Below are 11,406 nucleotides of genomic sequence, written 5' to 3' on the forward strand. Positions count from 1 at the left end.
CGGCTGCTCGCGCACGATCGCCAGGTAGTCCTCGAAACTCCCCGTCCAGTGCTGCTCCCGATACCGATCCCGATCCTGCGCCTGACGGAGCTTGTCGAGCAGATCTCGTCCAGCCGAACGCACGTCGATCCGTTCCATCGTCTCGTCCTCGGCGGGGTCGCGGCCGGCGGCGGCGCCGGGCCGGCCGGCGCACGGCCGCCCCCGAGTTGTGAGTCGGCGGGCGCGGGGTTTTCTTACAGTGTCCGGAGCCGTGTTTGCCGCTCCGGAGCCGCGGGGCTAGGATCCGGGATGCGGGCGGAACGACGCCTCACCGAAAGGCGAGCCGTTGGCCGTCCCGAGCACACGCCGCCCGCGCAGCAACGGCCGGCGGGAGGCGCGGCGAAGTATGAGCTCACGGTCGCGGCGATCCGGCGGCCGGTTCTCCGGACCGGAGTTCGTCGCCAGGTTGCGCGCGCGCGACCCCGAAGCGCTGCGGGAGGTGGCCGAGGCGTACCTGCCGCAGATCCTCCGCGCGGCGCGCGCCGCCGGGCTGGACGCCCAGCGGGCCGAGGACGTCGCTCAGGCGACGCTGGCCGCCTTCGTCGAGCGCGCGGCCCACTTCGAGGGCCGCTCCCACGTGCGGACCTTCCTGTTCGGGATCCTCTACCACAAGCTCGCTCAATCGCAGCGGGAGGCGGCGCGGAACGACCGCGAGGATCCGATCGACGAGACGGTCGCGCAGCGGTTCGCGCCGGACGGGTCCTGGCAGCGCCCGCCGCGGCCGGCGGACGCGGACGTCTACGCGGCGGAGATCGTCGAACTCGTCGAGCGGGGGTTGGCGGAGTTGCCGTTCAAGCAGCGGATGGCCTTCCTCCTCCGCGAGGTCCACGGATTCACCACCGGCGAGATCTGTAATATTCTCCAGGTTTCCGGGACTCACGTTGGTGTGCTCCTGTTTCGGGCGAGGAACAGGCTGCGCGAGTACCTGGAGGCGCACGGCGTCCGCGGCCCGCGCGGGGCGGGCGGAGGGGCGTGAGCGGGAGGGAGATGCGGCGATGAGGTCGAAGAGGGATGCCGGGGAGGGGGGTGCGGACACGAGGGGGGATCTCACCTGCGAGGCCGTGGCGCGGCGGCTCGCCTCGGATGGCGGCGAGCCCGTTCCCGGGGCGGCGGCGGTCGCCGACCACCTCGCGCGCTGCGCGGCGTGCCGCGAGTACGCGGCCCAGCTCGAGTCGATCGGCGCCGCGGCACGCGATCTCGCCGGACGCTCGGAGGAGGAGGGCGAGGCCGTGCGCCGGCTCCTCGAAGCGGTGCTCGAGCCTCGGTCGAGCCGCGCGGAGGGGGCTTAGCGCCGAGCCCAGGGGAGGCGGTCCAGGTCGACGTTCCCGCCGCTGATCACGATCCCCACACGCCGGCCGGCGAACCGATCCGGATGCGCGAGCACCGCCGCCAGCGGCACGGCGGCTGACGGTTCGGCCACCACCTTGAGCCTCTCCCAGATCAGACGCATGGCGCGGACGATGTCCTCGTCCCCGACGGTCAGGATCTCCTGGACGTGGCTCCGGATGACGGCGAAGGTCAGCGGCCCGATCGGAGCGAGGAGGCCGTCCGCGACGGTGCGCGGGTCGCGGTTGCCCTGGAGGCGCCCCGTGGCCAGCGAGCGGTAGGCGTCGTCGGCGCCGCTGGGCTCGGCTCCCACCACCGCGACCCCCCGTTCCGCGGCGGCGAGCGCGATGCCGCTGATCAGGCCGCCGCCCCCGATCGGAGCCACGATCACGTCCAGATCGGGCACCTGCTCGAGAAGCTCGAGGCCCACGGTCCCCTGTCCGGCGACGATCCGCGGATCGTTGTAGGGGTGCACCGGATAGCAGCCGGTCTCCGCCACCAGGGCGTCGAGCGTCTCCTGCCGCGACTCGATGGCGCGGCCGCAGAAACGGATCTCGGCCCCGTATCCGCGGACCGCGGCCTTCTTCACCTCGGGGGCGTCCTCCGGCATCACCACGTAGGCCTTCACCCCGCGGAGCCGGGCGGCGAGGGCGAGAGCGGCGCCGTGGTTCCCCGAGGAGTGCGTCGCCACGCCGGCGCGCAGCCGCGAACGGTCGAGCTGCCAGAGCGTGTTCGCCGCGCCGCGGAACTTGAACGCCCCCACGCGCTGGAAGTTCTCGCACTTGAAGAAGAGGCGGGCTCCCGCGAGGGTGTCGAGGCCGAAGCTCGTCAACACCGGCGTTTCGCGGACCAGTCCGCGGAGCCGCTCCCGCGCCTCCTCGACCGCCTCCGGGCCGGGCGGCCTCGGCTCCGTTTCACTCGCCCCGGCGCGCGCCGCGCCCCGCCCGCTCACCGCTGCATCCTCGACGCGAGGGGGGCGAGCGTGCGGCCCGGGCGCGCACCGAGCGAGCCGAGCACCGCCGCCGCCGCGAGTCCTCCGAGCCTGCCGCAGCGCTCCGCGTCCCAGCCACGCGTCAGCCCGTACAGGAACCCCGCCGCGTACAGATCGCCGGCGCCGGTGGTGTCGACGACCTCCGGCACCGGCTCCGCCGGTATGTCGTGCCGGGTCCCCTCCCAGAGCACGACCGAGCCCCGCGGCCCGCGGGTCAGCGCGGCGATCCGGCAGGTGGCGGCCGCCTGGGCGGCCGCCTCGTCGAAGCTGTCCGTCTCGAACAGCGAGCGGATCTCCTCCTCGTTGGCGAACAGGACGTCCACGTGGCCGCCGACGAGGTCGCGGAAGGAGTCGCGGTGCCGCTCCACGCAGATCGGGTCGGACAGGCTCAGGGCGACGAGGCGCCCCGCTTCGTGGGCCGCCCGCGCGGCGGTGACGAACGCCTCCTTCGCCTGCGGGGGATCCCAAAGGTATCCCTCGAGGTAGGTCACCCGGGACGCGCGCACCAGCCGCTCGTCGACGTCACCGGGACCGAGGCCGGTCGAGGCTCCCAGGAAGGTCTGCATCGTCCGCTGCCCGTCCGGGGTGACGAGGACGATGCAGCGGGCGGTGGCGGGCCCCTCCGCCGCCGGCGGTGTGGCGAAATGGACCCCGGCCCGGCGGATGTCCTCGGCGAACGCGCGGCCGAGATCGTCTTCCCGCACCTTGCCGATGTAGGCGGCGCGGCCGCCGAGGGAGGCCACCCCGGCCATCGTGTTCGCCGCCGAGCCGCCCGAACAGGTGACGGCGCCCGGAAAGCGCTCCGTGAGGCGAACCGCCTCCGCCTCGTCCACGAGGGACATCGTCCCCTTGGCCAGTCCGAGTTCCGCCAGCCGCGGCTCGTCGACCCTGACCAGAAGATCGACGATGGCGTTGCCGAGGCCGACGACGTCCCACTCCGCTTCCGAGACCATCGGGTCCCTCCGCCGCAAGGGCGCGCCAGTATCCGCGCCCCCGGCCGGGGCGGCAACCGGCGCGCCGGTTGCCGGGGGCATGCTCGGTCCTATAATGACGCCGCCGTCCGGGTGGACGCGGGACGTCGGGTCCCGCGCGGGCGGCGTTCGATCGATGGGCCGCTAGCTCAACTGGTAGAGCAGCAGACTCTTAATCTGCGGGTTCGGGGTTCGAGTCCCTGGCGGCTCACCATCGCCGGCAGTTGCCGAGGCCCGGCGGAGGCCCGGGGGCGTCGCCGCGGCCGTCCCGTGCCGGAGTTCCCTGGGCGAAAGTGGCGGAACTGGTAGACGCGCGAGACTTAGGATCTCGTGGCCGCATGGCCGTGGGGGTTCGAGTCCCCCCTTTCGCACCAGCCGGCGGCCCGCTTCCCCGCTCTGCGAACCGGTGCGCACCGGACCGCCCCCGGCACGGGCGGCGGCGGCGATCTTGGGCCAAACTGTCACCGGACCGGGCCTGAGAAAGGCCCGGGGCGAGGTCGCATGAAAACGGAACGAACCGACCTGTCGGCGGTGAGGAAACGGCTGGCGGTCGAAGTCCCCGCGAGCGACGTCCAGGCGGTGTTCGACCGGACGCTCCGCGAGCTGCGCCGCGAGGCGCGCATCCCCGGGTTCCGCCCGGGCAAGGCCCCTCTCGACGTGGTGCGCCTGCGCTACGGGCAGGGGCTTCCCGAGCGGGTAGGGGAGCGGATCGTCCAGAAGTTCACGTGGGAAGCGCTGCGGCGCGAAGGTCTCGAGCCGATCGACGAGACTGTCCACCTCGAAGCGGGGGAAGGGGAGGGCGGACCGCAGCCTGCCCGGGAAGGGGAGCCCTACCGGTTCGCCGTCACCTTCGAGGTCATGCCCCGGGTGGAGCCGAAGGACTACGTCGGGCTCACCGTCTCCAAACCGGCGGTCGAGGTGACCGACGAGGACGTCCGGCGGGAGCTGGAGGCGCTCCGCGCGGCCCGCACGAAGACCGTCCCGGTGGAGGGCCGGCCCAGCCGCGCGGGGGATCTGGTGGAGATCGACGTCGAGGGGGCGGAGCTGGGGCGGGCGCCCGTCGTTCCCCGCTCGACCCGGCTGGTGGAGCTCGGGGCCAAGGAGAACCCGCCGGAGTTCGAGCGGGCGCTGTCGGGGCGCGTCGCCGGGGACAGCTTCACCTTCGAGGTCCGTTTCCCCGACGACCACCCGGACGAGCGGCTCCGGGGCAAGGTCGTCTACTTCAAGGGGTCGGTCCGGAACGTCCTCCAGAAGGAGGTTCCTTCGCTGGACGACGAGTTCGCCCGGTCCGTCGGCGAGGGGGTCGAAACGCTGGAGCAACTGAAGGGCCGGATCAGGGAGGCGCTCACGCGGGTGAGAGAGCAGGAGGCCGAGCGCGTGGCGCGCCGGCGCCTGCTGGACATGCTGCTGGCCCGGAACCCCTTCGAGGTGCCCGGCCGGCTCGTGGAGCGGGAGCTGCAGCAGCGCCTGGCCGCCCTCGGGCGGGAGCTGAGCGCGCGCGGCCTCGATCCGGAGAAGATGGACGTCGACTGGGACAAGGTGGTCGAGGAGCAGAGGGAGGAAGCGCGGCGCTCCGTCAGCGAACGCATCCTCCTCGAGGCGATCGCGCGCGCGGAGGGGATCGAACCGGACCCGGAAGAGGTCCGCTCCGCCGTGGCCGCGATCGCTCGCGAAACGGGGCAGAGCCCCGCGGCGCTGGAGCGCAAGATGAAGCAGGACGGGCGGTTGGCGGAGCTGACCGCCTCGCTGCGGCAGCGCCGCACGCTTGACTGGCTCTATGACAAATCCCATATTTCCTAGGACTTACGGACAAGGAGGCCGAGCCCGACCATGCCGCTGATCCCGATCGTCGTCGAGCAGTCCGCCCGTGGGGAGCGGGCGTGGGACATCTACTCCCGCCTGCTGAAGGACCACATCATCTTCATCGGGAGCCCGATCGACGACCAGGTGAGCAACGTCGTCATCGCCCAGCTGCTGTTCCTCGAGGCGGAAGACCCCGATCGGGACATCAGCATCTACATCAACAGCCCCGGTGGCTCGGTCACGGCGGGTCTGGCAATCTACGATACGATGCAGTTCGTCAAGCCGGACATCGCCACGATGTGCGTCGGGCAGGCCGCCTCGATGGCGGCGGTCCTGCTCGCGGCCGGAACCAAGGGGAAGCGGTCGGCGCTGCCGAATTCGCGTATCATGATTCACCAGCCGCTCGGCGGCGTGCAGGGCCAGGCGGCGGACATCGACATCCAGGCGAGGGAGATCCTGCGTCTGAGGGACCGGCTGAACGAGATCCTCCAGCGGCACACCGGCCAGGACATGGACAAGATCAGGAAGGACACCGATCGCGACAAGTTCCTGACGGCGGAGGAGGCGAAGGAGTACGGCTTGATCGACCAGGTCATCGAACGGCGCGGTTGAGCCAGAAAGCCCGACAGACCGGCTGCAACCAGGAGTCATAGCCATGGCCGGCAAGAAGAAAAGCGGTAACAGGGGCGACGGCGAGCTGCGCTGCTCCTTCTGCAACAAGAGCCAGCGGGACGTGCGCAAGCTCATCGCCGGGCCCACGGTCTACATCTGCGACGAGTGCGTCGACATCTGCCTCGACATCATCGCCGAGGAGCAGGAGCCGGACGAGGGGGCGCTGGAGTCGCGCCTTCCCAAGCCGACCGAGATCAAGGAGTTCCTCGACCAGTACGTCATCGGCCAGGAGCTGGCGAAGAAGAAGCTCGCCGTGGCGGTGTACAACCACTACAAGCGGCTGGAGCTGTCGCGGCGCAAGGACGACGTCGAGCTGCAGAAGTCGAACATCCTCCTCGTCGGGCCGACGGGAACCGGCAAGACGCTGCTCGCCCAGACGCTGGCGCGGATGCTCAGCGTTCCGTTCGCGATCGTCGACGCCACCACCCTCACCGAGGCCGGCTACGTCGGCGAGGACGTGGAGAACATTCTCCTCAAGCTGCTGCAGGCCGCCGGCAACGACGTGGAGAAGGCCCAGCGCGGGATCATCTACATCGACGAGGTGGACAAGATCGCCCGGAAGGGGGAGAACCCCTCGATCACCCGGGACGTCTCGGGTGAGGGCGTGCAGCAGGCGCTGCTGAAGATCCTCGAGGGGACGGTGGCCAACGTCCCGCCCCAGGGCGGGCGCAAGCACCCGCACCAGGACTTCATCCCGATCGACACGACCAACATCCTGTTCATCTGCGGCGGCGCCTTCGTCGGCCTGGACAAGATCATCGAAACGCGGCTCGGCCAGAAGACCCTCGGCTTCAAGGCCGAGATCAAGAGCGCCAAGGAGAAGACGCGGCTGGAGACGCTCAAGCACTGCCAGCCGGAGGATCTGGTCAAGTTCGGGCTGATTCCCGAGTTCGTCGGCCGCCTGCCGGTCATCGCGCCCCTCGACGACCTCGACGAGCACGCCCTCGTGCGGATCCTGACCGAGCCGCGGAACGCGCTCGTGAAGCAGTACCAGAAGATCTTCGAGTTCGAGGATGTCAAGCTGAACTTCACGCAGGAGGCGCTGGAGTCGATCTCGCGCCAGGCGATGAAGCGGAAGATCGGGGCGCGGGGCCTGCGGCTCATCCTCGAGGAGCTCATGCTCGACTACATGTACGAGATCCCCTCCTCGCCGAAGCGCCGGGAGCTGACGATCACGGAGGATCTGGTGGAGAAGTCGAGCGAGAAGAGCGGCGGGCTGCGGCTGATCGAGAAAGCCGGTTGACGCGCCGGCCGCCGATCCACCACGATGAACGGCCGCGCGCTGCGCGCGCCGGAGAGCGATGGCCGCCACGCGCATCGAGACTCTGCCCACGCTGCCGCTGAGGGAAGCCGTCGTCTTTCCGAAGACGATGGTCCCCTTCGTCGTCGGGCGGCCCGCCTCGCTCAAGGCTCTCGAGAGGGCCGCGGCGTCGGGCAAGCGCCTGTTCCTCGCCTGCCAGCGTGACGCCGCGGTCGAGAACCCGGGTCCCGACGAGATTCACTCCCTGGGAACGATCGGCGCCGTCGTCCAGTCGCTCCACGTGGCGGGAGGGAACGTCCGCGTGCTGGTCGAGGGCATCTGCCGGGCCCGCGCTCTCGCGATGACGCGATCCCCCGACGGCTACCTGCAGGCGGAGGTGGAGCCGGTCGAGGATCGGGCGGCGGGCGCGCCGGGGGTGCCGAAACTGGTGCGGGAGGTGTCGCGGCTGTTCGAGAGCTACGTCGCGTGCCGGCCCGACCTGGGTCCCGAGAACCTGCTTCCGATGCTGAAGGTGCGCGACCCGGGCCGGTTGGCCGACACCATCGCCGCCCATCTCCCGGTCGCCGCCGAGGTGCGGCAGGAGCTGCTCGAGAGGCTGTCCGTGCTCGAGCGCCTCGAGCGGCTCGTTCGGGTTCTCGAGGCGGAGCTGGACAAGGCGGAGCTCGACCGGAAGATCGACGGGCAGGTCCGCAAGCGGCTGGAGAAGGCCCAGCGGGAGTACTACCTGTCGGAGAAGATCCGGGCGATCCAGCAGGAGCTGGGCCGCGGCGGCGAGAACGAGTTCGAGCAGCTCCGGCGGCGGATCGACGAGGCGCGGATGCCGGACGAGGCCCGCCGGAAAGCGCTGGAGGAGGTCCGGCGGCTCGAGGCGATGCCCCCCGTGTCGGCCGAGGCGACCGTCTCGCGGACCTATCTCGACTGGCTTCTCTCGGTGCCCTGGCACCGCCGCTCGCCGGAGCGGCGGGACCTGGCCCGGGCCCGGCGCGTGCTCGAGAGCGATCACTTCGGGCTCGAGCGGGTCAAGGAGCGCATCCTCGAGCACCTGGCGGTGCGGAAGCTCGCCCCGAGGAAGCGCCAGGGGACGATCCTCTGCTTCGTGGGCCCCCCGGGGGTGGGGAAGACCTCGCTCGCGCGGTCGATCGCACGGGCCACGGGCCGCAAGTTCGTCCGGCTGTCGCTCGGCGGAGTGCGGGACGAGGCCGAGATCCGCGGCCACCGGCGCACCTACGTGGGGGCGTTCCCCGGGCGCTTGATCCAGATGCTGCGGAAGGCCGGGACGTGCAACCCGGTGTTCCTCCTCGACGAGCTCGACAAGATGTCGGTGGACTTCCGCGGCGACCCGTCGGCGGCGCTGCTGGAGGCCCTCGACCCCGAGCAGAACAGCGCCTTCCTCGATCACTACCTCGACGTCGAGTTCGACCTCAGCCACGTCTTCTTCATCGCCACGGCCAACGTCACGCACTCGATCCCGCCGGCGCTCCTCGACCGCCTGGAGGTGATCCGGATCGCCGGATACACCTTCGCGGAGAAACGGGAGATCGCCCGGCGCTATCTCGTCCCCCGCCAGCTCGACGCCGCGGGGTTGGCGCGCCGGGGCGTGACGTTCACCGACGAGGCGCTGGAGACGATCATCGACCGCTACACGAGGGAGGCCGGCGTCCGCCAGCTCGAGCGTGAGATCGCCCGCGTCTGCCGGAAGCTGGCGCGCGGCCTCGTCGAGAAGGAGTGGCGCGGGCGGTTCGAGGTGACGGCCGCGGCGGTGGCCGACCTTCTGGGCGCCCCCCGCTACCTCTCGCCGGAAAGGCGGCTCCGGGCGGGGGTGGGCGCCGCGATCGGCCTCGCCTGGACGCCTGCCGGCGGGGACGTGCTGGTGCCGGAGGCCTCGGCGGTGCCGGGGCGGGGGCGCCTGGTCGTGACCGGGCAGGTCGGCGACGTCATGCAGGAGTCGGCGCGGGCGGCGCTGACCTACGTCCGCTCGCGCGCGGCCGAACTCGGTATCGACCCCGGCGCGCTCCGCCGGACCGACCTCCACATCCACGTGCCGGAGGGCGCGATTCCGAAGGACGGCCCCTCCGCCGGGGTGGCGCTGGCGACGGGGCTGGTGTCGCTGCTGGCCGGAATCCCCGCGCGCGCGGAAGTGGCGATGACCGGGGAGATCACGCTTCGGGGAAGGGTGCTCGCGGTCGGCGGCATCAAGGAGAAGGTCCTGGCCGCCCACCGCTGCGGGGTCAAGACGGTCCTTCTTCCCCGCGAAAACGAGAAGGACCTGGCGGAGATTCCGGAGGACGTTCTCCAGTCGGTCGAGATCGTCCTCGTCGAGCATCTGGACGAGGTGCTTCCGCGGGCGCTCGAGCGCCCGCCCGCCTCGCTCCCGCTGCTGGCCACGCCGGGCGAGGCCGAGGCCGCGCCGCCGATGTGAACGGGCCGGGCCTGCCGCAGGAAGACCCGGCGGCCCGGCGGAAACGCTTCCATGGCTGGGATCAGGGCGAAGGAGGTTCGTCTCGCGCACGTCGCGGCGCGTCCCGGGGACTTCCCCCGGGACGGGCTGCCCGAGTTCGCCCTTTGCGGGCGGTCGAACGTGGGCAAGTCGAGCCTGCTGAACCGGTTGCTGGGCCGCGCCGGCCTGGCGCGGGTGAGCAAGACGCCGGGCAGGACCCGCGAGATCTTCTTCTACGCGGTGGACCGGAGGTTCTATCTGGTGGATCTGCCCGGGTTCGGCTACGCTCGGGTTCCGGAGAGGATGCGGCGGGCCTGGTCCCGCCTCGTCGAATCCTATCTCGACGGGCGGGAGAGCCTGCGGCTGGCGATCCACCTCGTCGACGCCCGGCACGAACCGACCTCGCTGGACAGGCTGCTCCGCGATGCGCTCGAAGCCCGCGGCGTGAGGTCTGCGGTCGTGCTGACGAAAGGCGACAAGCTGCGGGCGGCGGCCAGGGCGCGGGCGTCCGCGCGGGCGCGCGCCGCGCTCGGACTGCCACCGGAAACGCCGGTTCTGCTGACCTCGGCGCGCACCGGTGAAGGGCTCGCCGAGCTCGCGCGGCTCGTGCTCGGCGGATTGGAGGATGCGCGGGGCCTCGGGGGCGCACCCGCGAAGGGAGTCCGATGATCCTGCAAGAACTGAAGGAAATGGAAATCTCGAAGCTGGCCGAGATGGCGCGGGCGCTGCGCATCAACGGGGTGCACCGGTACCGCAAGCAGGAGCTCGTGCAGCGCGTGCTCGCGGCGCGGATCCGGCAGCAGGAGAAGGTCGTCGCGCGGGGCGTCCTCGAAAGGCTCCCCGAGGGGTACGGCTTCCTTCGCTCCCCGGAGCACTCGTATCTGCCCGGGCCGGACGACATCTACGTCTCGCCAGGTCTGATCCGGAAGTACCGCCTGGCGACCGGGGATCTCGTCAGTGGGCCGCTCCGGCCACCGCGCCGCAACGAGAACTACTTCGCCCTCCAGGACGTCGAGCAGCTCCACGACCTGCCGGTCGCGGAGGCTCGGCGGCAGGGAGACTTCGAATCGCTCACGCCGTGGCATCCCGACGAGCAGCTTCGGATGGAGACCACCCCTGAGAACCTCACCGGCCGGGTCATCGACCTGCTCGCCCCGATCGGCAAGGGGCAGCGCGGGCTGATCGTCGCCCCCCCGCGGACCGGGAAGACGATGTTCCTGCAGGCGATCGCCCACGCGATCGCCGAGAACCATCCCGAGACGGTCCTCATCGTGCTCCTGATCGACGAGCGGCCCGAGGAGGTGACCGACATGGAGAGGACGGTCAAGGGCGAGGTCGTCGCCTCGACCTTCGACGAGCCGGCCTCCCGTCACGTCCAGGTCGCCGAGATCGTGCTGGAGCACGCCAAGCGGCTGGTGGAGTTCCGGAAGGACGTCGTGATCCTTCTCGACTCGATCACCCGGCTCGCGCGCGCCTACAACGCCGTGCAGCCGGCCAGCGGCAAGATTCTGTCCGGGGGTATCGACGCCGCCGCCCTGGCGCGCCCGAAGAAGTTCTTCGGGACGGCCCGGAAGGTCGAGGAGGGCGGCTCGCTCACCATCCTCGCCACCGCGCTCATCGACACCGGCTCCCGCATGGACGAGGTGATCTACGAGGAGTTTAAGGGCACCGGCAACATGGAGATCCACCTCGACCGGGAGCTGAGCGACCGCCGGGTCTTCCCGGCCATGGACGTGGCGCGCTCCGGAACGCGCAAGGAAGAGCTCCTCATTCCGCCGGAGGACCTGCGCCGGATCTGGGTGCTGAGGAAGGCGCTCGACCAGATGAACTCGGTGGAGGCCATGGAACTGCTCCTCGACCGCCTGCGCCGGGCCAAGACCAACGCCGAGTTCCTCGCCAGCATGGC

Annotated in this window: 10 protein-coding genes and 2 tRNA genes; 10 read left to right on the forward strand and 2 right to left on the reverse strand. The window is 71.1% G+C overall.

From position 1 onward, the window contains the following. The first annotated feature begins 385 nt into the window (after positions 1-385). Both D6718_05870 and D6718_05875 read left to right on the forward strand, forming a co-directional pair. The gene (locus D6718_05870; GenBank protein RMG46224.1) at positions 386-1,015 is read left to right on the forward strand and encodes a sigma-70 family RNA polymerase sigma factor; all 630 of its coding nucleotides are present in this window, start codon (positions 386-388) and stop codon (positions 1,013-1,015) included. A gap of 19 nt (positions 1,016-1,034) precedes the next feature. Further along, positions 1,035-1,328: a hypothetical protein gene (locus D6718_05875; protein RMG46225.1), complete on the forward strand. Its 294-nt coding sequence runs from the start codon at positions 1,035-1,037 to the stop codon at positions 1,326-1,328. Here D6718_05875 and D6718_05880 read toward each other — a convergent pair. Both D6718_05880 and D6718_05885 read right to left on the reverse strand, forming a co-directional pair. After that, positions 1,325-2,317, reverse strand: coding sequence for a pyridoxal-phosphate dependent enzyme (locus tag D6718_05880; protein RMG46226.1), 993 nt, complete (start codon positions 2,315-2,317; stop codon positions 1,325-1,327). The genes D6718_05875 and D6718_05880 overlap by 4 nt on opposite strands. After that, positions 2,314-3,309: an adenosine kinase gene (locus tag D6718_05885; GenBank protein ID RMG46227.1), complete on the reverse strand. Its 996-nt coding sequence runs from the start codon at positions 3,307-3,309 to the stop codon at positions 2,314-2,316. Before D6718_05885 ends, D6718_05880 begins: the two co-directional genes overlap by 4 nt. Before the next feature lie 156 nt (positions 3,310-3,465). Here D6718_05885 and D6718_05890 point away from each other — a divergent pair. The 8 genes from D6718_05890 to rho form a co-directional block, all read left to right on the forward strand. After that, a tRNA-Lys gene (locus D6718_05890) sits at positions 3,466-3,541 on the forward strand. Positions 3,542-3,614: 73 nt separating this feature from the next. Next, positions 3,615-3,701: transfer RNA gene (locus tag D6718_05895), tRNA-Leu, on the forward strand. Positions 3,702-3,828: 127 nt separating this feature from the next. Continuing rightward, positions 3,829-5,127 (forward strand): trigger factor, encoded by a 1,299-nt coding sequence (tig, locus tag D6718_05900; GenBank protein RMG46228.1) that lies wholly within the window; start codon positions 3,829-3,831, stop codon positions 5,125-5,127. Positions 5,128-5,157: 30 nt separating this feature from the next. Continuing rightward, positions 5,158-5,742: an ATP-dependent Clp endopeptidase proteolytic subunit ClpP gene (gene clpP, locus D6718_05905; GenBank protein ID RMG46229.1), complete on the forward strand. Its 585-nt coding sequence runs from the start codon at positions 5,158-5,160 to the stop codon at positions 5,740-5,742. 43 nt (positions 5,743-5,785) lie between these two features. Further along, entirely contained in the window at positions 5,786-7,045 is a 1,260-nt protein-coding gene (gene clpX / locus D6718_05910) for an ATP-dependent Clp protease ATP-binding subunit ClpX (protein RMG46230.1), read from the forward strand. 58 nt (positions 7,046-7,103) lie between these two features. Next, positions 7,104-9,482 carry an endopeptidase La gene (lon, locus tag D6718_05915; protein ID RMG46231.1) on the forward strand — a complete coding sequence of 793 codons (2,379 nt, stop codon included), beginning with the start codon at positions 7,104-7,106 and terminating at the stop codon, positions 9,480-9,482. Positions 9,483-9,533: 51 nt separating this feature from the next. After that, complete coding sequence (locus D6718_05920) at positions 9,534-10,169, forward strand: YihA family ribosome biogenesis GTP-binding protein (protein RMG46232.1); 636 nt, start codon at positions 9,534-9,536, stop codon at positions 10,167-10,169. Then, positions 10,166-11,406: transcription termination factor Rho (gene rho / locus D6718_05925; GenBank protein RMG46233.1), on the forward strand; the 1,241-nt coding region annotated here is incomplete at its 3' end. The genes D6718_05920 and rho, both read left to right, overlap by 4 nt.

Source organism: Acidobacteriota bacterium, from assembly GCA_003696075.1.
In the GTDB taxonomy this organism is placed as follows: domain Bacteria; phylum Acidobacteriota; class Polarisedimenticolia; order J045; family J045; genus J045.

Excerpts from the sequence above, each read along its gene's own strand:
- D6718_05870 (RMG46224.1), top strand. The coding sequence starts at position 386 with ATGAGCTCACGGTCGCGGCGATCCGGCGGCCGGTTCTCCGGACCGGAG.
- D6718_05875 (RMG46225.1), top strand. The coding sequence starts at position 1,035 with ATGAGGTCGAAGAGGGATGCCGGGGAGGGGGGTGCGGACACGAGGGGG.
- D6718_05885 (RMG46227.1), bottom strand. The coding sequence starts at position 3,309 with ATGGTCTCGGAAGCGGAGTGGGACGTCGTCGGCCTCGGCAACGCCATC.
- tig (RMG46228.1), top strand. The coding sequence starts at position 3,829 with ATGAAAACGGAACGAACCGACCTGTCGGCGGTGAGGAAACGGCTGGCG.
- clpP (RMG46229.1), top strand. The coding sequence starts at position 5,158 with ATGCCGCTGATCCCGATCGTCGTCGAGCAGTCCGCCCGTGGGGAGCGG.
- clpX (RMG46230.1), top strand. The coding sequence starts at position 5,786 with ATGGCCGGCAAGAAGAAAAGCGGTAACAGGGGCGACGGCGAGCTGCGC.
- lon (RMG46231.1), top strand. The coding sequence starts at position 7,104 with ATGGCCGCCACGCGCATCGAGACTCTGCCCACGCTGCCGCTGAGGGAA.
- D6718_05920 (RMG46232.1), top strand. The coding sequence starts at position 9,534 with ATGGCTGGGATCAGGGCGAAGGAGGTTCGTCTCGCGCACGTCGCGGCG.